18 protein-coding genes are annotated in these 20861 nt (G+C 52.6%); 6 read left to right on the top strand and 12 right to left on the bottom strand.

Features of this window, described 5'->3' with window-relative positions:
* Positions 1–22: 22 nt before the first annotated feature.
* From panB to thpR, 7 genes are all read right to left on the bottom strand, one after another.
* Positions 23–817 (bottom strand): 3-methyl-2-oxobutanoate hydroxymethyltransferase, encoded by a 795-nt coding sequence (panB, locus tag CLC93_RS08980; RefSeq protein ID WP_095505625.1) that lies wholly within the window; start codon positions 815–817, stop codon positions 23–25.
* Positions 818–880: 63 nt separating this feature from the next.
* Positions 881–1363, bottom strand: coding sequence for a 2-amino-4-hydroxy-6-hydroxymethyldihydropteridine diphosphokinase (gene folK / locus CLC93_RS08975; RefSeq protein WP_095505624.1), 483 nt, complete (start codon positions 1361–1363; stop codon positions 881–883).
* Positions 1363–2775, bottom strand: coding sequence for a polynucleotide adenylyltransferase PcnB (pcnB, locus tag CLC93_RS08970; protein ID WP_095505623.1), 1413 nt, complete (start codon positions 2773–2775; stop codon positions 1363–1365). Before pcnB ends, folK begins: the two co-directional genes overlap by 1 nt.
* Before the next feature lie 44 nt (positions 2776–2819).
* Positions 2820–3704: a tRNA glutamyl-Q(34) synthetase GluQRS gene (gene gluQRS, locus CLC93_RS08965; RefSeq protein ID WP_211286842.1), complete on the bottom strand. Its 885-nt coding sequence runs from the start codon at positions 3702–3704 to the stop codon at positions 2820–2822.
* 29 nt (positions 3705–3733) lie between these two features.
* Positions 3734–4177, bottom strand: coding sequence for an RNA polymerase-binding protein DksA (dksA, locus tag CLC93_RS08960; RefSeq protein WP_095505621.1), 444 nt, complete (start codon positions 4175–4177; stop codon positions 3734–3736).
* Between the two features lie 144 nt (positions 4178–4321).
* On the bottom strand, positions 4322–5062 hold the full coding sequence (gene sfsA / locus CLC93_RS08955) for a DNA/RNA nuclease SfsA (RefSeq protein WP_095505620.1): 741 nt from the start codon (positions 5060–5062) through the stop codon (positions 4322–4324).
* Between the two features lie 7 nt (positions 5063–5069).
* Positions 5070–5603 carry an RNA 2',3'-cyclic phosphodiesterase gene (gene thpR, locus CLC93_RS08950; RefSeq protein ID WP_095505619.1) on the bottom strand — a complete coding sequence of 178 codons (534 nt, stop codon included), beginning with the start codon at positions 5601–5603 and terminating at the stop codon, positions 5070–5072.
* 140 nt (positions 5604–5743) lie between these two features.
* Here thpR and hrpB point away from each other — a divergent pair, with 140 nt between their 5' ends.
* Complete coding sequence (gene hrpB, locus CLC93_RS08945; protein WP_245837132.1) at positions 5744–8236, top strand: ATP-dependent helicase HrpB; 2493 nt, start codon at positions 5744–5746, stop codon at positions 8234–8236.
* On the opposite strand, the gene CLC93_RS08940 is transcribed toward hrpB, so the two are convergent.
* Together CLC93_RS08940 and CLC93_RS17930 are read right to left on the bottom strand one after the other, a co-directional pair.
* Complete coding sequence (locus CLC93_RS08940; protein WP_095505618.1) at positions 8233–8565, bottom strand: hypothetical protein; 333 nt, start codon at positions 8563–8565, stop codon at positions 8233–8235. The two genes, hrpB and CLC93_RS08940, sit on opposite strands and share 4 nt — an antisense overlap.
* Before the next feature lie 154 nt (positions 8566–8719).
* Complete coding sequence (locus tag CLC93_RS17930; RefSeq protein ID WP_342744926.1) at positions 8720–8908, bottom strand: hypothetical protein; 189 nt, start codon at positions 8906–8908, stop codon at positions 8720–8722.
* Here CLC93_RS17930 and mrcB point away from each other — a divergent pair.
* Positions 8892–11102 carry a penicillin-binding protein 1B gene (gene mrcB / locus CLC93_RS08935; protein ID WP_342744925.1) on the top strand — a complete coding sequence of 737 codons (2211 nt, stop codon included), beginning with the start codon at positions 8892–8894 and terminating at the stop codon, positions 11100–11102. The genes CLC93_RS17930 and mrcB overlap by 17 nt on opposite strands.
* Positions 11103–11398: 296 nt before the next feature.
* On the opposite strand, the gene hemL is transcribed toward mrcB, so the two are convergent.
* Together hemL and CLC93_RS08925 are read right to left on the bottom strand one after the other, a co-directional pair.
* Positions 11399–12691 (bottom strand): glutamate-1-semialdehyde 2,1-aminomutase, encoded by a 1293-nt coding sequence (gene hemL / locus CLC93_RS08930; RefSeq protein WP_095505616.1) that lies wholly within the window; start codon positions 12689–12691, stop codon positions 11399–11401.
* A gap of 140 nt (positions 12692–12831) precedes the next feature.
* Entirely contained in the window at positions 12832–14490 is a 1659-nt protein-coding gene (locus CLC93_RS08925) for a chloride channel protein (protein WP_245837131.1), read from the bottom strand.
* A gap of 54 nt (positions 14491–14544) precedes the next feature.
* Here CLC93_RS08925 and CLC93_RS08920 point away from each other — a divergent pair, with 54 nt between their 5' ends.
* From CLC93_RS08920 to CLC93_RS08905, 4 genes are all read left to right on the top strand, one after another.
* Positions 14545–15279 (top strand): DUF6776 family protein, encoded by a 735-nt coding sequence (locus CLC93_RS08920; protein WP_095505614.1) that lies wholly within the window; start codon positions 14545–14547, stop codon positions 15277–15279.
* Between the two features lie 68 nt (positions 15280–15347).
* Entirely contained in the window at positions 15348–15698 is a 351-nt protein-coding gene (gene erpA, locus CLC93_RS08915) for an iron-sulfur cluster insertion protein ErpA (RefSeq protein ID WP_095505613.1), read from the top strand.
* Positions 15699–15831: 133 nt separating this feature from the next.
* Positions 15832–16932 carry an efflux RND transporter periplasmic adaptor subunit gene (locus tag CLC93_RS08910; protein ID WP_095505612.1) on the top strand — a complete coding sequence of 367 codons (1101 nt, stop codon included), beginning with the start codon at positions 15832–15834 and terminating at the stop codon, positions 16930–16932.
* 2 nt (positions 16933–16934) lie between these two features.
* Positions 16935–20060, top strand: a complete 3126-nt coding sequence (locus tag CLC93_RS08905) for an efflux RND transporter permease subunit (protein ID WP_095505611.1) — start codon at positions 16935–16937, stop codon at positions 20058–20060.
* On the opposite strand, the gene CLC93_RS08900 is transcribed toward CLC93_RS08905, so the two are convergent.
* Complete coding sequence (locus CLC93_RS08900) at positions 20057–20842, bottom strand: class I SAM-dependent methyltransferase (protein ID WP_095505610.1); 786 nt, start codon at positions 20840–20842, stop codon at positions 20057–20059. The genes CLC93_RS08905 and CLC93_RS08900 overlap by 4 nt on opposite strands.
* Positions 20843–20861 lie beyond the last annotated feature (19 nt).

The following is a 20861-nucleotide window of genomic DNA, read 5'->3' as shown; positions in this document are numbered from 1 at the left end:
ACAACAAACTCAAAAGCTTAGGTTAGCTAAAGGTGTGTTCGTCCGCGGGAAACTCTCCGTCTCTAACCGCTTTTCTGAACGCTTGAATGGCGCTGTGAATGTCGCCAGTTTCCTTTAGAAAGTTTTTCGAAAACTTGGGGATATAGCCAGTAGAAATACCCAGTACGTCATGCATCACCAAAATCTGACCGTCCGTGTCCTTACCTGCACCAATCCCTATAACAGGAATATCGACCGCTTGAGTAATACGTTTAGCCAATTCTGCTGGAATACACTCGATCACCAGCAATTGTGCACCGGCTGCCTGTAAGTCCTTGGCGTCTTGAATCATTTGCTCGGCTTTTTGCTGGTTGCGACCTTGGATTTTGAAGCCACCAAACAAGTGAACCGATTGCGGGGTTAAGCCCAAGTGAGCGCATACCGGAACGCCGCGCTCGGTCAGCGCTTTAACTGTATCTAGTAACCACTCGCCGCCCTCGAGTTTCACCATGTTGGCACCCGCGCGCATTAGCTCGGCGGCATTGTTGATAGCATCGCTGACCTGGCCATAGCTCATAAAGGGCATATCGGCGATAACCAGCGCATTTTGAGCGCCAGCGCGAACACAACGGGTGTGGTAAGCAATGTCTTGGACGCTGACCGGCAAGGTGTCATTGTGTCCTTGCAATACCATTCCTAAGGAGTCGCCGATCAGCAGCACTTCGACACCTTGAGCGTCAAAGGCCGAGGCAAAGCTGGCGTCGTAAGCGGTTAAGGCGGTGAACTTGTCGCCGCTCTGTTTCATTTTTTGTAGGCTTGCTGTTGTGATTTTGGCCATAGTTACAACTCTGTCATGCTATCCCAGTTTTTATACGCAAAGCGCTTAAAAACTGCAATGAAATTAGTCGCTAATCCTTATCAACGGCGGACAGCTTAGCCTTTCGCTGTAGTCACGCAATAGGCTGCCGTTGGGTAATTTTAGTTCGGGGTTGAGTTCGAGCAGAGGCTCAACCACGAAGCGCCGCTCGGTTAAGCCGTAGTGAGGAACCACTAGCCGAGGGTGCTCAACGTTTTGGTCGCCATAAAGCAGTAGGTCTAAGTCCAGAGTTCTCGGTCCCCAGCGAATCTCGCGAGTTCGACCTTGGCTGAGTTCGATTTGCTGTAGCGTATCCAGCAAGTCGATGGGATCTAGCTCAGTGCTAATCTCGGCAACCGCGTTGACGTAGTCCGGTTGCGCTACATCGCCCATGGGTTTGGATGCGTACAAGCCCGAGCGCTTAAGCAATTGGCACTGTTCGGCGCTGTCGAGCGCGCTAAACGCGCGCTGTAATTGTTCGGCAGGAGAGGCTAGGTTAGCCCCCATGCCGATGTAGCATATGGTCACTAGGACTCGCCTTGAGGCTTGGCGGCAGGGCGTTGACGTGGACGACGACGGCGACGGTTTTGAGGACGCTTGCCACCGCCTTGGCCACGTACTAGCTGACGACGAGCGGCGTCATCACCTTCGACAAATTGAGTCCACCAATCCGCCAGTTTGGCGACTCGGCCACCTTCTACGTCGGCCCGCAATAGCAACAAGTCATAGCCGGCGCGGAACTTAGGCAACTCGATAAGCTTAAAGGCTCTGGAGCCCATTGAGCGCTCGAGGCGCAGCTGCAGCTGCCAAATGTCTTTGGTAGGCGTGGCGTGTCGGCGTGGTAAGCTGATGCGCTGATTTTGCATCTCTAGCACATCGCCCATCGCAGCAAAATGCGCGTCGTAACTGTTCAGACCGGCTTCGTTGGCAATTTCTACTGCGCGCTCGGCTAGTGGGTACCAAAGCAATGCGGCGTAGAAGAAAGATGGAGTAACCGGCTTATCTTGCGCCACGCGAGCGTCGGTGGCCTGCATAACCTTAAGGGCCATCATCGCCGCGCTGCCATTTGGGGCATCGTCCATAGCGCTTGCCAGCATTGGGAACAGAGGTCCAAACAACTGATATTGCTGCATCAACTGATAATTGGCTTCAGCTTTGCCGTTGAAGAACAGCTTTAGCGCTTCTTCGTACATGCGCGCCGCTGGAATGTCTTTTAGCAAAGGTGCCAATGACACAATCGGTGCTGCGGCGTCTTTGTCTATGTGCATGTCCAGCTTGGTGGCAAAACGCACCGCGCGCAGCATGCGCACAGGGTCTTCGCGATAGCGGGTTTCTGGGTCGCCGATAAGACGCAGTCGGCCTGCTTGTAAATCTTGTAATGCTCCGCCATAGGCGCGTACCGAAAAGTCGCTGATGTCGTAGTACATAGCGTTGACGGTAAAGTCGCGACGCTCGGCGTCTTCGTCGATATTGCCGTAGACATTGTCTCTAAGCAGGCGGCCCGATTGATTGGTCTTAGCAATTTTGCTGTTGTCAGACTCGTGGTGTCCGCGCAGAGTTGCCACTTCGATGATCTCGCGACCAAACAAAATGTGCGCCAATCGGAATCTACGTCCGACCAAACGGCAGTTGCGGAACAGCTTTTTCACTTGCTCAGGTGTAGCGTCGGTAGCCACATCGAAGTCTTTGGGCTCTAATCCCAGCAGTAAATCGCGCACGCCGCCGCCCACCAAGTAGCCTTTGTAACCTGCTTTGTGCAGGCGATAAAGCACCTTAATGGCGTTTGGACTAATGTGTTTGCGCGAAATATCATGCCCGTCGCGAGGAACGATTTGCAGGTCTAGACCAGCTTCCGTGGTGAGCTGCTCGACTTGACCAAACCATTTTTTGTACAGGGCGCTAATACGACCGAAAATAACCCACCTCAAGTGTGATTGCATTTTTAGGCGCCATACTATAGCAAACTTGCGACGGCGAGTAATCTTTAAACTGGCGACGGTGCTACTTGGGCTTTGGTGGGAATTGCCTCCCAATCAAAAGCGGCGACCGCGTGCTCGAGTATTTGCTCCACGCTGTAATCATCGGGGTTCCCATCTGGTGGGGTTTGTCCAAGTATTAACAGCGCGTCAAATAAGTTTTGTGTGGCCTGCACAGCCTCTAATTCTGGGGCCTGATTCTGCTTGGATAACTTTTGTCCATTGGGCATTAAAGCCAAAGGCAGATGCGCCCATTTCGGCTCTTGCAGATTCAAGCTTCGATACAAGCTAATGTGACGAGCACTGGTTTCCAGCAAATCAGCTCCGCGCACCACTTCGGTGATGCCTTGGTAGTGGTCGTCTAACACCACCGCAAGCTGATAGGCGAAATAACCGTCTCTACGTTTCAATAAAAAGTCTTCGCCGGCCCAATCGGCTCCAATCGAAATTTGACCTAACAGCTGATCGTCAAACTCTGTGATCGGGTGTTGGTTGTGTAGGCGAATGCCTTGCCCGTTGGGGTCGATGTTAAGCTCGCGGCAGTGACCGTCGTACAAACCGCCAAGGGATTGAATGCGTTTGCGGGTGCAATGACAGCCGTAAGCCAAGCCCTTTGCCATTAATTGGTCCAAGCAGGCTTGATATTGCTCGAATCGCTGCGACTGATAAAAGAGTTCGTCATCCCAGTGCAGGCCATGGGCTTGCAGGCTTTGGCAAATGCTATCTGCGCTACCGGGAACCTCTCGGGGAGGGTCGAGGTCGTCAATTCGCACCAACCAACGCCCACCTTGTTGTTTGGCTCGCAAGTAACTACCTAGCGCGGCCACCAATGAACCAAAGTGGAGCGGGCCTGAGGGTGATGGTGCGAAGCGTCCGATGTAAGACATAGGCATTAAAAAAGGGGCTCAAAGCCCCTTTCGTTTTATCCCGCTAGCTGCTTTTCTTTAATTTCAGCTAGGGTTTTGCAATCGATGCACTGGTCGGCGGTTGGTCGCGCCTCTAGGCGGCGAATGCCGATTTCGATACCACAGGTATCGCAGAAGCCGAAGTCGTCGTCTTCGATTTTCTGCAGTGTCTTTTCAATCTTCTTAATCAGCTTGCGCTCGCGGTCGCGGGTGCGCAATTCGATGCTGAACTCTTCTTCTTGGGCAGCACGATCGACAGGATCTGGGAAGTTCGCCGCTTCGTCCTGCATGTGGTTCACGGTGCGGTCCACTTCTTCACGTAGCTGGTTGCGCCATGCTTCCAGAATGATGCGGAAGTGTTTGTGCTGTTCAGCACTCATGTACTCCTCACCATCTTTTGCCTGGTAGGGTTCGACACCGGCAATGGCCATTACGCCAATTTTTTTATTGCCTGCTGGCATCATGCTTCTCCTATAAATCTAATGCGCACAATTTTCATTCTTTTTAAAAGGGCGATACATATAGCAGACCAGCTCTTATGTGGCAAATTATTTGTCTGCTAATCTCGCCTGTCTCAAGTTACGTGCGCTAATAACAATGGGGCGTTAGGGCTTGAGAGACCCCGTGGTAACTGAATTCTGGCTAACAATGGGTAGCGCTTTCGTTAAGTAAATACTGTTATGCTTGAATTCAGCACAATAGGCAAGTACTTCTACGCCGCATTTGAGAGCTTGGTTCAATAATTCCGAGTAAGCGGGATCTATGTGAAAAGCGGCGCAAACTTGTTCAATTCCGGTGTGCACCACAGCAAACACAAGCACAGCTCGCTGGCCGTTTTCCACCATGTGCATCAGTTCGCGCAAGTGTTTTTGGCCACGCGTGCTCACCGCGTCGGGAAAAGCGCCGAGTCCATCGCCTAGGTGAAGGGTGACACTCTTAACTTCCACAAAGCAATCACCGCGATTATCACTACTGAGTTTGATATCAATACGGCTGTTCTCTTGCCCGTACTTTACCTCTGTTTGGATTCGCGAATAGCCGCTTAGTTCCTTAATGACGCCGGCTTCGATGGCTTCCACCACTAGGGCGTTGGCCCGCGCTGTATTGACTGAGAAGCGGTGTCCACAGTCATCTTGCGCCCACTCCCAAGTATGGGCGTACTTGCGTTTTGGATTATCACTGACGCTTAACCACACTGGGTGGCCTTCAAACAGACAGTTCTTCATGGAACCTGTGTTGGGGCAGTGGGCTGTGATGGTGTCGCCGTTGTCTAACTGAACATCAGCGAGAAAGCGCTTGTAGCGCTTGATTAGGGTGCCTTTGATTAGGCTAGGAGCCACTTGCATGGGGGAATCAGCCGTCCTTGTGCAAACTCCAACTGGCGATGGGCTGGTAGTGAGGGCCCGAGGGACCCAGTTGGGAGCGAAACAATTGAAAGTGTGACGGCCAGATTATTATGGGTTGAGCGAGGGCGCAACTGGTTTGCCATTGCCCCGTGGTTTGCGGCAAGTTGCGTTGCAAACTGATGTGAGGGCGGTAAGGGTGCAGGCTTTGATGCAGACCGTAACGAGCGCTAAGGCCGCGTAGGTCGCGGGCGAGCTCAGCAAGGGCTTGCGGGCATTGACTGGTCTCTAAGCAACGCAGTCGCGAGTTGGGCCAAATGGATAAAGTATCAAAGCACAGGGAAAACTTGCGTTTGGGGACCGCTTGGATCGCTTCGACTAGTTCTAACTGCACCGCTTCTCGGGTTAAACCAAAGAAGGCTAGAGTGATGTGCAGATTGTCTTTAGGGATGATTCGTCCATCGCGACCAAATCCAGACTGTAATTGGCAAATTTGTTGGCTGGCAGTGCTATTGACCTTGATGGCGGCAAACAGTCGATTCATTCAAAAAAGCTAAGTATCAGATTTAACAATCATTTGATTCTAGAACAGGATAAAAACTTTGCTCTTTATCCGCTCGGTTTTGCCGTGTTACAGCCAATCTCTGATACAGTATCAGTATCTGTTACCGCTCGAAGTTCAATGTGAATCAAGCCCTACCTATTGCCGCACTACTTGGCGACATACAACGCCACTTTCAACGCGAATCTAACTTAGTACTGCAGGCCCAGCCAGGCGCGGGTAAATCCACTCAAGTGCCGTTAGCCTTGATGGAGCAAGATTATTTGTCAGGCCAGAAAATTCTGATGCTAGAGCCGCGGCGTCTAGCGGCCAAGTCCTTGGCGACCTATTTGGCGGCGTGTCTGGGCGAGGAGGTAGGGCAGCGAATTGGCTATCAAATTCGTCACGAGTCCAAACGCAGCGCTGCGACTCAGGTGGAAATCGTCACTGAGGGTATTTTGACTCGACGCTTGCAGAGCGATCCCGAGTTGTCAGGGGTTGGCTTAGTGATCTTCGATGAGTTTCACGAGCGCTCGATTCACTCGGACTTGGGTTTGATGTTTTGCCTTGAGGCCCAACAAGCATTGCGTGATGACCTTAAATTACTGGTAATGTCGGCCACCATAGACACTGACATGGTGTCTGAGTACCTGGGTGGTGCCAAAGTCATGCATTGCCCGGGGCGCACCTTTCCGGTCAGTTGTGAGTACGCGGATGTTGGCGATAGGCGCTTAGAAGATGCGGTAGCACTTCAGGTCAAGCGCGCCTTGGCTCAAGACAGCGGCGACATTCTAGTGTTCTTGCCCGGTGCTCGTGAGATTCAAGCGGCCAAGCGGGCCATCGAGCAACTCCCAGAATTGCCGAACAACACCCAGGTATTACCTCTGTACGGCAGCTTACCTTTTGCCGAGCAACAACAAGCAATTCAGCCAGCGAAAGATGGCATTCGCAAAGTGATTTTGGCCACCAATATTGCCGAAACCAGTTTGACCATTGACGGCATCACTCAAGTGATTGACTCGGGATTGGAGCGCTTTAGTGAGTACGACCCCAGCAGTGGCATGACCCGCTTACAGCTTGGGCGAATTTCCAAAGCCTCGGCGGAGCAGCGGCTGGGGCGGGCTGGACGTACTCGAGCGGGCCACGGCTATCGATTGTGGCGTGAGTCGCAGCAAGCCGGTTTGAGCGAGTTTCAAACCCAGCCCATTTGTCGCGAAGACCTTTGCAGTACTGTGCTTGAACTTATGATGTGGGGCTTTAAGTCTTACGCCGACGTACCTTGGTTGACCCCACCAAATCCGGTGCACTTTGACACCTCGATGCAGTTATTGCAGCTGTTGGGCTTGGTCAGCGAGTCGGGTCAGGTGACCGCCAACGGCGAGACTATTGCTGGTTTGGGCATAGAACCGAGATTAGGGGCTATGTTGTTGGCCCATCAAGACACTTCTGATGCTTGGCTGGCTTGCCAATTGGCGGCGCTTTTGTCGGAGCGCGATGTGCTTAGCTCCCGCACTGGTGTGGATATCGAGCACAGGCTAAAAGCCTTGTCTTTTGGGCAAGGGGTGCACCCAATGGCTAAAGCGGCGATAAAGCGCAACGCCAAGTCCTGGGCTAAGCGTTTGCGAATAGCCACTGCCGATTTTGGACTGGCCGCTGGCGTTCAAATCGGTGCTCAAATCGGGGCTATGTTATTGCACGCGTTTCCCGACCGAGTGGCCCGACAGCGCCAAAGCGAAGGCCGAGATTACACCTTGTACAACGGTAAAAGCGTGGCTCTTCGCGAAGAAGACCCTATGCGTCGCGAACCTTGGTTGGTAGTCGCGGACTGCGATGGTCAGCGCAGCGGCGGTCGCATCTACCTCGCGGCCAGTGTGACTCAATCTCAGGTGATGGAACACCTTGGAGACCGCCAGCAAAAGGTCTCTCGCTATTTCTACGATGGCGACAAAGGGCAAATTCGGGCTAGCACCGACCTCATGCTTGGGCGGATCCGCCTTGCTAATCAGTCCAGCGCTAAGTTGTCCCCTGAGCAGTTTGTCGAAGCATTGGGCCAGCTACTACCCGAGCACGGATTGGAGGTGCTGCAACCCTCCGACAAAGTGCAATTTTGGCTAAAACGGGTGCGTTGGTTGGCTCAATACAACGACCAATTCCAAGGGTTTGAGGATGCCGAATTGTGTCGCACTATCGATCAATGGATGCTGGCCTACTACCCCAAGGCCTGCAGCATTCGAGACTTAAAAGCGGTGGATTGGCAGAGCTTGTTGAACAATCAACTCAGTTTCGAGCAACAACAAGACTTGGCCAAACAAGCCCCTAGCCACTATCGAACCCCGTCGGGCAAATCCGTGCCGATTGAGTACCACCCAGCGCAAGGACCTAAGGTGTCAGTGGTGCTACAGGAGGTTTTTGGTGAGTTGAGTTCGCCTTTGTTGGGATTTGGCCAAGTACCTCTGTGTTTTGAGTTGCTATCACCGGCACGTCGGCCGATTCAAACCACCAGTGATTTGGCCAACTTTTGGGGCTCGTCTTACTTCGAGGTTGCCAAAGATATGCGTGGGCGCTACCCCAAGCATCGCTGGCCGGAAGAACCGCTTCTCGAGAAAGCGGGGCGTTCAATCAAAAAGAAAGGCTAACAGGTTGGCAGCTTATCGGGATCGAATCGCAATGCTTGAGCCTTCTCATTGATTTGCTTGGTCAGATCGTTGCAGGACAAAAACCAATCGTTTTCTATATACGCTCTGATGATGGCTAAGTCAGTATGGACGTTTGAACGGATGATAGACAGAGGCATCGGAGGACTGGGCTGGGGTCTTTCTCGACGTTCGATTTGGTAAAGCCGTTCTATGGCGGCGTTTTGGATCATGGCTAATTGTTGTTTGGCGAAAACTGGATAAGTGAGAATTAATCCTGCAGCGAAGCCAATAACGGCTCCTACGGTAAACACAGCGAAAATCCTTTTCATAAAACGCACCTCTCTGGTGTGATGGCTTGCTAGGCCTTGATGTTAACCGAAACCTAAATGCCACATTAGCACTGGCTAATTTGCGTTTAAAGGCCGCATGCTGAATCATCCAATTGGGATACGCGCAGTTTTCATCAATAGAAAGGGTTAGGGATTAGCCCACTGCACCCGTATAATCGCCGCCAGAAAGATTGAAAGTCAGCGAGTCAAAACAGCCTATGCCGAGAAAAGCCGCCAAAAAGCCAAGAGCCACACGAGCCAAGCGGAAAACTGCGTCCAAGCTCAGTTGGGGGCGTAGGCTATGGAGTTTGTGCTGGAAGTTAGGCTTGATTGGAGTTGCCATCGTACTCGCTTGGGGCATACGACTGGACTCACAAATCGCCGCCAAATTTGAGGGGCAGCGCTGGCACTTACCGGCACAAGTCTTCAGCCGTTCATTAGCTCTGTATCCAGAGGCTCCAGTTTCCCACGCTCAGGTGGTCGCTGAACTCAAACTGTTGGGCTACCGTAAAGTCTCCAATCCTCGTCAAGTGGGTGAGTTTAGCGCCTCATCGGACAAAATCGATGTGTGGCGCCGTCCGTTTCAGCACCCTCGCGGCTGGCAGGAACAACAGCGCTTCATGCTGCACTTTGACAGCTTTGGCGTATCTCAGGTGCAACGTCACAGCGATGGCCGCAACTTGGCGGTGGCCTATATCGAGCCTGTGTTGTTAGACCGCATGGTCACTCAAGACAGGGAAGACCGAGTGTTTGTCTCGGGCTCGCAAATTCCACAAACCCTGATCGACGCCTTGCTCTTGATTGAAGACCGCAATTTTTATGACCACCATGGGGTTAACCCGGTGGCCATTGTTCGCGCTGCCATGGTCAATCTCAAAGCCGGTCGTGCGGTACAAGGTGGCTCGACCATCACTCAGCAGTTGGCTAAGAACTTCTTTTTATCGTCCGAGCGTTCCTTGTGGCGCAAAGCCCGCGAAGCTTACATGGCGCTGATCATTGATTTTCGCTACAGCAAAGAAGCGATACTCGAGGCTTATCTCAACGAAGTGTACATGGGCCAAGACGGCGCCCGCGGTGTGCACGGCATGGGGCTAGCGGCTCAGTTTTACTTTGGCCGTCCATTGGCCGAGCTAACTCTGCCGCAACAAGCGTTACTGGTCGCTTTGATCAAAGGCCCGAGCTATTACAACCCTTGGCGCTTTGAAGAGCGCGCGGCACAGCGTCGCGACTTAGTATTGCGGGTATTGCTAGAGCAAGAAAACATTAATACCGAGCAGTACAAGTTGGCGGTCAATCAGCCGCTGCAGCTTAGAGACCGCAAGCGTCGTGTGCGCCAGCAACTACCGTCTTTCTTTGCGCTGGTTCGCGGCGAGCTCAAACAACGCTATGGCAACCGTTTGGCTAATGCCACCGGTATTAAGGTTTACACCACCTTAGATCCATTGGCTCAACAAGCTGCCGAGAAGGCGGTTAAGAGCGAGATGACCAATCTGATAAAACGCAGTGGCAAGTCTAAGTTACAGGTGGGTATGGTGGTCAGCGACCGCTACCAAGGTGGTGTGGCGGCTATGGTGGGTGACACTCAACCCGGCTTTAAAGGCTTTAACCGCGCCATGGACATTCGTCGTCCAATAGGCTCTTTGGTGAAACCCTTTGTCTATGCCACGGCGCTGTCTAAGCCGGCGGATTACAACCTAGTGACGCCGCTAAAGGATGAGCCGATTACTCTGGCCAATGGTCAGGGGCAAACCTGGCAGCCGAAAAACGTCGACAAACAGTTTAGAGGCCGCGTACCGCTACAAGAGGCCTTGGTTGGTAGTTTGAACGTGCCCACGGTTAACTTAGGCATGGCCGTCGGACTACCCTCAGTGGCGGCAACGCTCGAGCAGTCCGGTTGGCAGGAGTCGATTAGCCGCTATCCCTCCATGTTGTTAGGCGCGGTCAATGGCTCGCCACTAATGGCGACTCAACTGTTTCACACTTTAGCCGACAGTGGCCGCTATCGACCGCTGACCTCGGTTACCGCGGTTCTTGATAGCGAAGATCGACTGATAGAGGCGGATAAACGGCGTGGCTCGCAAGCCATTAATCCCGAAGCGGCTTACTTGGTACAGCACGCTCTGACTCAAGTAGTGGAACGCGGCACCGCCAAAAGCTTAGGTGCTCAATTCCCAGGTGTGGTGTTGGCGGGTAAAACCGGTACCAGTAACGACAACCGAGACTCTTGGTACGCAGGCTTTGACCAGCGCAACGTGGCTTCGGTTTGGGTGGGGCTGGATGACAACGGCAAAACCGGCTTATACGGCTCTAGCGGCGCTTTGAGCGTCTATCGCGCTTTCTTGAAGCAACGCGCGCCCATGTCGCTGCGTCTGATCCCGCCACAGGACATAGTCCAAGGCTACTTTGACCCAAGCACAGGTATGGCGCAAAACGCTGATTGTTTAGATGTGGTGGCCTCACCAGCGCTGCGAGATAGCTGGCAGCCGGGCAAGGAGTGCAGCCGTGGAGCCAAGAGCTGGTGGCAAAAGCTGTTTTAAGTTGAAATGCGGATATGGAAAAGCCCAGCTAGTGCTGGGCTTTTTTGTCTAAGCTGAAGCTGTCATTTCCGTCATCCTCAGCATGCGCAATCCCGTCATCCCCAGCATGCGCAATCCCGTCATCCCCAGCTTGACTGGGGATCCACCTACTCGCTAATTAGCTGTTGGTCTGGATTCCCGCTTTCGCGGGAATGACGGGCGTGTGGCCGTTGGCGAGATTCCCGCTTTCGCGGGAATGACGCTGAATTGTCGCGGGCGTATCGCTCAATCGCCGCGGGAATGACAAATGGCTGCTGCTAGCGCTTAGCCGCAATCTCAGCCAATACCTTGTCCGCAGTTTCGATAGTGCGAGCAATGTCTTCGTCCGAGTGAGCTAGGCTCAAGAAGCTGGCTTCAAAGGCGCTAGGTGCTAGGTAAACACCGGCTTCTAGCATGCCGTGGTAGAAGGCTTTAAAGGTGTCCATGCAGCACTCGGTCACTTGGTCAAAGCGCGTTACGGTTTCTAGCTCGGTGAAGAAGAAGCCAAACATGCCGCCAACATAGTTGATGCTCATTGGAATGCCGTGCTTGTCAGCCGCGGCTTTAAAGCCTTTTGCTACTTGCTCGGTCTTGGCTGACAGTGACTCGTACACGCCGTCTTTCTCAAGCTCAGCTAGCTGAGCCAAACCGGCTGCCATGGCTACTGGGTTACCAGACAGAGTACCGGCTTGGTATACGCCACCAACAGGCGAGATATGAGCCATGATTTCTTTCTTACCGCCAAAGGCGCCTACAGGCATACCGCCACCGATAACTTTACCTAGGGTAACCAAGTCAGGAGTCACGCCGTAGTAGCCGTGAGCACAGCCTTTGGCTACGCGGAAACCAGTCATTACTTCGTCGATGATAAGCACAGTACCGTTTTGGTCACAAATTTCGCGCAGACCTTCTAGGAAGCCTTCAACTGGTGGAATGCAGTTCATGTTCCCGGCCACAGGCTCAAGGATGATACAGGCGATTTCGCTGCCCAGCTCGTCAAAGATTGCCTTCACTGAATCTAGGTCGTTGTACACAGCGGTAAGGGTGTGCTTGGCGAAATCTTCTGGAATACCTGGCGAGTTAGGTTGGCCAAAGGTCAGAAGACCTGAACCGGCTTTTACCAGTAAGCAGTCAGCGTGGCCGTGGTAGCAACCTTCAAACTTAAGGATTTTGTCGCGTTTGGTGTAACCACGGGCCAGACGAATGGCGCTCATGGTGGCTTCGGTGCCAGAAGACACCATACGCACTTGCTCAACCGCTGGTAGCCAGTTACAAACCTTCTCGGCCATCTCAACTTCTAGCTCGGTTGGCGCGCCAAACGACAGGCCGTTGGCGGCAGTTTTAACCACAGCATCCAAAATCGATGGATGGTTGTGACCCAGAATCATAGGGCCCCAGGAACCTACGTAATCAATGTACTGTTGGCCGTCGGCGTCGGTGATATAAGCACCGTCAGCTTTTTGGATAAAACGAGGAGTGCCACCTACGCCGTTAAAAGCGCGTACTGGCGAGTTAACACCACCAGGGATGGTGTTCTTGGCTTGTTCAAACAGTTCTTGAGAACGGGTCATTGTGATTCCTTAACGACTTAATTCTTGATTGCTAATTCATGCAATTGTGGATGTTGCTATTTTGGTCACTCAGCGGCGTTTTGCAATAGCAGGGATCACATAGTGGTTGATAAGAGCCGATGACGGGGTGCTTTGGTGCGCTAAAGCACCTTTTTGCGCAGTAATTGAGTCAAACTGGCCCAGCTGATCACCCCAACAGGTGTGCCGCTTTGGTCAAAGATGTAAACTTCGCCACTGTTTTTGGGAGAAAGGATCTCAAATACCCGATCGAGACTGGCAGTGTCGGGTAGGCCCTTAATCGGGTGCATCACCAAGCTGGCTTCGTTTTCAAAGGACTGCATTTGAAGCTCAATCATGTGAATTGAGCCGTCTTCTTTTTCAAGCAACACCGAACGACCTTGAGCGCGTTTAAGCACCTCTAACAGCAAGGCCTGATCGTGTTTTACTAACACCAAACGCCGGTCCATTAACTGGCGCACACCGTATTTTTGTAGGGCCTGTTCCATTGGACGCTTGCGGTAGTCCAAACCATTGATGTCCAGCTGTTGCAGTAGAATCGAGCGCACGCCAAAGCCTTGGAAGCACAGCAAGAACGCAGGTACGGTGACAAATAATGCCGGCAAAATAATGGCCACATTACCGGTAAGCTCTACCAGTGCCACCAGGGCCGCCAAAGGCGCACCAAGCCCCACCGAGAACATTACTGACATGCCAATCACGACGTACAGGCCCACGTAAGGCGAGAGCTCCGGCCAAACTCCGATAGACACCCAAGCGATGATAGCTCCAAGCAGAGCACCTAAGCCGTACAGCGGGCCGATAAGGCCACCGGGAATGCCCAAACCAATTGCCGCGACTGTGGCTACCACCTTGGCCAGTAAGACCGCAACTAACAAACTCAGCGCAGGCGATTCGCTAATCGACAATAAAATCGCGGCTTCACCAGTACCCAGTGCTTGCGGGAAGGTCGCGCCAATTGCGCAGGTGATAATGCCGGCGCTCATTAGTTTGGCCCCCAAGGGCCAGCGCTGTCCTTCTTTGGTGACGCGTATCAAAGACCAGTTAAACGCGGCAGCTACCACTCCAAATACCAATCCGGCAATGGCCAGTACTGGATACTGGCTGATGGGAAATTCCTCTAGGTTGATATTGTCAAAGGCGTGCGGGTCGCCAAAAGCCAAGTGGCTGGCCAGCGCACCGCAAATCGCCGCGGTGACGATGGGGAAAAAGTACTGCAGTCGGTACTCGCGCAAAATCACTTCAAATACAAAAATCACTGCCGCTAGCGGGGTATTAAAGGTCGCCGCAATACCCGCGGCAACGCCACTAGAGGCCAGAATTCGCACCGAATTATCCGGTAAGCGAAGTTTGCGCGACAGGCTAGAGGCTGTCGCGGCGCCTAAGTGAATCGATGGGCCTTCGCGCCCCACGGAAAACCCGCAAACCAAAGCTATCAGTGCATGAACAAACTGGCCGGTTAAGGTTTGACTGGGAATGTGTCCGGCGTACATTTTGATGCGATGCAATACGTAGGCGATGCCCATGTGGCGATTAGAGGGGCGAGTGTAGTGAATGATCAGCCATATCAATAAAGCGCCGATGGCGGGCAGGCTAACTCGCCAATCGATATCGAACACACTGTAATCTTGGTCAGAGAAATCCAGCACACCTTGAATGAACTCTACCGCCAGCCGGAACACGATTATCACTAGGGAACAGATCACAGCAAACACAAGCGCCAGCGCATTGAGCTGGATACTAGTGTTCGCCTGTGCCAAAGTATCCCGAAGTTTTTCCACAGCCAGTCCGTAAGCGGGTCAATGGCTATAGTGTATCAATAAGGACGCAAAACAATGCAAGGATTAAAAGCTGGCTGGCGAAAATTTTTGAGCTGGGAGAAGAGCTTACATCCGCGTTTGGTGTCAATTTTACTCATGGTGCTGGTGGCTTACACGGTCGGCTGGCTAGCGCGCCACACCCTCTGGAATCAAACCGACAAGCAGCGCCAATACTGGATGGAGCAATACCAATCCAGTCAGGCCGAGCTGGCCAAAACTCGTGAGCGCAGTTACGCGCAGGCGCTTGAGTTAACCGTCGAGCAACAAAGCGTTAAGCAAATGCAGGTGGACTTGCGTTCGATGCAGGCTCGGCTTACCAAGGTCAGCGAGGAATTGGATTTCTATCGCTCGGTAATGGCCCCAGAGATGGCCGCCGAAGGGGTGTACGCCAGTGATCTGGAAATTCGCCAAGGCCCAATGGACAAGCAGTACCGCTTCCGTTTGGTGTTGGCGCAACTTAAAAAACGCAAAACCTCGGTCAAAGGCACTGTCGAGGTGACCATTGTCGGGCGTGAGAAGGGTGAGGTGGTGCGCTATCGACTCAACCAACTCACTCAGGACCCCATCAGTAAAAAGTTTAATTTTCAGTACTTTCAGTTCATTGAAGGCGATTTTATCCAGCCTGAAAACTTGTTGATTGATCAAGTAGAAGTCGTAGTGAAAGTGACCCCTAATCGCTGGACTAAAGCGGCCACCACCAAATCCAGTTTTGACTTCCAAGAAGTGTTACTTGTGGCGCAAGAGGAGTAACAATACTTGAACTCGTTACTCGGGTAACGGATAATCCGCCCAAGAAATAGTTTAAGAGAAAGTATTCTATGACCACTGAAGCCGATGCCGCGATGCCAATTTTCTTTACCGACGCTGCGGCCTCCAAGGTAAAAACCTTACTTGAAGAAGAAGGTAACAACGAACTTAAACTGCGCGTATACGTGACTGGCGGCGGTTGCTCGGGATTCCAGTACGGCTTTACCTTTGACGAGAAGGTAAACGACGGTGATATGACTGTGGAAAAACAAGGGGTTGAGCTTGTGGTTGACCCTATGAGTCTACAGTATCTGATGGGTGGAACCGTGGATTACACCTCAGGTCTTGAGGGTTCGCGTTTCTTCGTCAACAACCCAAATGCCACCACTACCTGTGGTTGCGGAGCCAGCTTCTCCGTTTAAGGGTTTCCTGTCTGTTGAATAGTTTTCGCGAATGTTGCTGCTTTTGACATAAAAGCTAACATTTGAGTTAATTTTTGCGCGGCAATTCTGGCATAATTTGGCAAGATCAAATTAGTCTGGAATCTGCTGCGTTATGTCTTCAAATAAAACTGCCTCCCTGTTTCAGCGCAAGCCCTATGTTTTGGCGCTTGTGGTATTGACGCTGGTTGTACTTTGGGTGGCTTCCGGCCTGTTGGGGCAAAGCTCCGATCAAGCCGCTTCTTCCTCTTCCGAAACAACCGAACTAAAACTGGCCAAGGTACAGATTGAAACGCTGAATGCCGAAGCGGTTACCAAGAATTTAACCCTGTACGGTCGTACCGAACCCAATCGCCAAGTTACGCTGAAAGCGGAAGCCAAAGGGGTGATCACTGAAGTCTTGGTGCCACGCGGCTATGCCGTCACCAAAGGCCAACCCCTACTGCGCATCGCGCCAGAAGCGCGTGGCTTAGAGTTAGAAACTGCCAAGGCGCAACTTAAACAACGCCAGCTAGAATACGACGGGATTCAGGCGCTCAGAAATCAAGGTTTACAAGGTGAACTCACCGCCGCTCAAACCAAAGCCGCGTTGGACGACGCCAAAGCACAGGTTCGCAAAATCGAACTTGAGCTAGAAAAGACCTTAATCAAAGCGCCTTTTAACGGCGTGTTTAGCGAGCGTGAAGTAGAGGTGGGCCAATACGTTGGCATAGGCGACAAGCTGGGCTTGATAACCGACCTAGACCCACTGGTGGTTCGCGCTGATGTGACCGAAGCCGACATCGTGTACCTGCGCAAAGGCTCGGCGGCGTCCGCGCACTTTATAGGCAACACCGATGCCGATGGCGAGATTCGCTACATCTCGACCGTGTCTAATCCAAACACCAATACTTTCAAAATTGAAGTCGCGATTAATAACGCCGAAGGCACTTTGCGCGCCGGTAAAAGCGCCGAGCTAACCATTCCGCTGACCACAGAGGAAGCAGTGAAGATTTCTCCAGCGCTGTTGGCCTTGGACGAAAAAGGCAACTTGGGCATCAAAGCGGTCACCGATGAAAATCGCGTCAAGTTTTATCCGATTCAGTTGGTCAAAGCCGAAGGTGATGAAGTCTGGACCAGTGGTGTTGGCCGCAGTGTTGATGTGATCTCCTTGGGCCAAGGCTTTGTCCGTGATGGCGATGAAGTGGAAGTGGTACGCAAAGGACAAGAGGGCTAAGCATGCTGGCATTGATTTCAGCGGCGCTTAGCCGCGCTCGCACCATGAGCATGTTGTTGGTGCTCATCTTGGTGGCGGGAGCCGTGACCTTTAACAGCATTCCCAAGGAAGCTGAACCGGATATCACTATTCCCATCATCTATGTCTCGATTACTCATGATGGCATCTCACCTGAAGACGGTGAGCGGATGCTGGTGCGTCCGATGGAGCAAGAACTTCGCTCCCTTGAGGGGATCAAGGAAATGCGCTCCACCGCCTCTGAGGGGCACGCCTCAGTGGTATTGGAGTTTGTCGCAGGCTTTGACCCGAAAAGCGCCCTGGCGGACGTGCGCGATAGAGTGACCTTGGCTAAGGCCAAACTGCCGGCAGACACCGAAGAGCCGACGGTTAACGAAGTCACCCTGGCCAATGAGAATGCGGTGATCACCGTGACCCTCTCGGGCTCGGTACCAGAGCGTACTCTAATTCAATTAGCCAGAGACATGCGCGACAAGCTCGAAGGCTTGCGTGAAGTGCTCGAAGTTGAGATTGGCGGTAATCGCGAAGACATTCTAGAAATCATTGTCGATCCGCTGTTGATGGAGAGCTACCAGCTTGACCAGAACGACATCTTCAACCTGATTTCGCGCAATAACCGTTTGGTCGCTGCGGGTACCATGGACACGGGTAAGGGCCGCTTTGCGGTGAAAGTCCCGTCAGTGTTTGAGAGCCTTAAAGACGTTTTGGATATGCCAATTAAGGTGGATGGCGATCGAGTGATCACCTTTGCCGATGTAGCGACGATTCGCAGAGCCTACAAGGATGCCAACAGCTATGCGCGCCTGAACGGCGAGATGGCGGTGTCCCTAGAAGTCAAAAAGCGTCCCGGTGAAAACATCATCGATACTGTGGCCAAAGTGAAGCAGATGATGGACGAGCAAAAGAAGATTTGGCCACAGAATCTGCGCATCGATTACAGTGGTGACTCCTCTAAAGACGTCAAAGAAATGCTCACCGACCTGCAAAACAACGTTTTGTCAGCTATCATTTTGGTAGTGATTGTTGTGATTGCAGCACTGGGGTGGCGTAGCGCCTCATTGGTTGGAATCGCGATCCCAGGGTCGTTCTTGACTGGGATATTGGTGTTGGCCATTGGAGGCCTCACTATCAACATGATGGTGTTGTTTGCACTCATCATGGCGGTGGGCATGCTAGTTGACGGTGCCATCGTTGTTACCGAATTCGCTGACCGACGCATGATGGAAGGTGCGCCGCGCAAGCAAGCATACGCCGAAGCGGCTAAACGTATGGCTTGGCCGATAATTGCTTCGACTGCTACTACGCTAGCCGCTTTCGGCCCCCTTTTGTTCTGGCCCGATGTCATGGGCGAGTTCATGCGCTATTTACCCCTAACACTAATTGCCACACTGGCGGCATCGCTGATGATGGCGCTGTTGTTTGTGCCTGTGCTCGGTAGCATGTTTGGCAAACCTCGCCTAATGACCGAACACCAGCAAAAGCAAATTAAGCTTGCCGAGTCAGGCGATGCGACACAGCTAAGTGGCCCTTCTGGCAGTTACACTCGACTGTTGCGCAAAGCCATTCACAACCCGTGGAAAATTCTGTTTGGAACCATAGCCCTGTCGGTTGGTATTTTTGTCGCATTTGGCAAATCTGGTCTTGGGGTGGAGTTTTTCCCGACCATTGAGCCGCCTGGGTTAAACATTACGGTGCGTTCGGTCGGTGACTTGTCGATTGATGAGAAAGACCAAATCATGCGTCAAATTGAGCAGCGCATCATACCTATCGAAGGCTTGGAAACCCTTTACACTCGAGTCGGGGGCAACGACCAGGTCGGCCGAATTCGCTTTAATATGGTGGACTGGAAAATTCGTCCGAAAGCGGATGATGTAGTCGAGAAAATTTACGCTGCGACTAGCGATATGGGCGGTGTGGAGATTGAAGTGCGCAAAGATCAAGCCGGTCCAAACGGTGGTAAAGACTTGCGTTTGCAACTGAGCTCGCGCTTCCCAGCCTTGCTCAACGAGACCGCGCAGCAGATTAAAGCCATTTTGGAGTCAGACGAAGCCTTTGTGAACGTGGATGACAACAGCTCCAAGCCCGGCATCGAATGGCAACTGAATGTGGATCGCCAGCAAGCCGCGCGTTTTGGCGCCGATGCCAGCTTGGTGGGCTCTACCGTGCAGTTCGTAACCAATGGTCTGAAAATCGGTGAGTACCGCCCTGATGATGCCGATGATGAGCTAGACATTCGCGTACGCTTCCCTGAAGACAAGCGCAACATTTTGCGCTTGGACGACTTACGGGTGAAAACCATTCACGGTCAGGTGCCGATTTCCAACTTTGTTGAGCGCAAAGCTGAGCCCAAAGTGGACTCGATTCGACGTGTTGATAGTCAGCGAGTACTCACTGTGCAAGCAGACATGGCGCCGGGTCAACAGCTCGGTGTGCACCTGCCTCGACTGCAAGCCATGTTGCCTGAGATGGGCATTGACCCTAGAGTTAACATCACGGTACGCGGTGAAAACGAGCAACAAAACGAATCGCAAGCTTTCTTGATGAACGCCTTCTTGGTGGCGCTGTTTGTCATGGCGATTATTCTGGTGACTCAGTTTAATAGCTTCTATCAAGCCGGTTTGATTCTAACTGCGGTGTTGTTCTCCACCGTTGGCGTATTCCTGGCACTACTTATCACTCAGTCGCCATTTGGGGTGGTAATGTCGGGGATCGGGGTTATCGCGCTGGCCGGTATTGTGGTCAACAACAACATTGTGTTGATTGACACTTACAACGTGCTGCGTCGCTCAGGGATGTCGGTGGAAGATGCCATTTTGCGCACCGGTGCCCAGCGTTTGCGCCCGGTAATGCTAACCACCATCACCACCATTTTGGGTTTGACTCCTATGGTGTTGAAGATGAATGTGGACCTGGTGAATCGTGAGGTGTTATTCGGAGCGCCATCGACTCAATGGTGGTCACAGCTGGCCACCGCGGTTGCTGGTGGACTGGCCTTCGCGACCTTGCTGACCTTGATTCTGACGCCTTGCCTGATTTACCTGCGCGACCGTCCTAAAGGTGCAGCTAAGCTACGACTCGCTAGCGAGCGACAGCAGGACATTGCCGCCTAAGGGCGGCGCGCGAGCAGGGAAAACACCATAGGAACTGGATGCGGAATGCCCTCGGCCTGAAACTGGCCGGGGGCTTTTTCGTATAGGCCCTCGAAACAGTTGTAGGGGCTGTAGTCGTGCTCGCGCAACATAGTCAGTTGCAAGTTGGCATCGAGCAGAGCGGTGACCACATCGGCAATTGAATGCGACCAGCAATAAAAGGGATGGGCTTGTTGCTCGCCTTCTATGTAGCTTTGCTCCTCGATGCGATCGGGTGTGGGCTGAAAGAAATAGCTGGCTTTGTCGTATATCAGTGTATAAGCCGGGTGGAACTCGGCCAGGTAAAACTGCCCGCCCGGTGCTAGGTATTTGTGGATGAGCTTGGCCCAAGCCGGTAGGTCACCCAACCAGCATATCGCGCCGTATGAGGCGTAAACTAAGTCAAACTCACCGTCTAGGTGCTGGTCTAACTCCAATACATCGCAACACAAAAACTCAACGCGGTCTAAGCGGGTTTGGTGGGCCAGCTGCTTCGCGGCATCAATCGCCACCGGCGATAGGTCAACGCCAACGGTGCGAGCGGTGCCCATACGGGCCAGGCTTAAGGTGTCTAGACCAAAATGGCACTGTAGGTGTAAGACTCGTTTGCCCTCGATGTTGGGCAACTCGGCTAGGTCGATGGCGGGCAGGGAGCTCTCGCCCTTGAGGAATCCAGCTACGTCGTAGAAGCTGGAGTTTAAGTGATCTTTGGTGCGCTCATCCCAACTGGCTTGGTTGGTCTGTCGAAACTCGGCGCTATGCATAATGCCTCCCAAGTCCATT

The organism is Paraferrimonas sedimenticola (genome assembly GCF_002282855.1).
Taxonomy (GTDB): domain Bacteria; phylum Pseudomonadota; class Gammaproteobacteria; order Enterobacterales; family Shewanellaceae; genus Paraferrimonas; species Paraferrimonas sedimenticola.
This window is presented reverse-complemented; position numbering and strand designations above follow the sequence as displayed.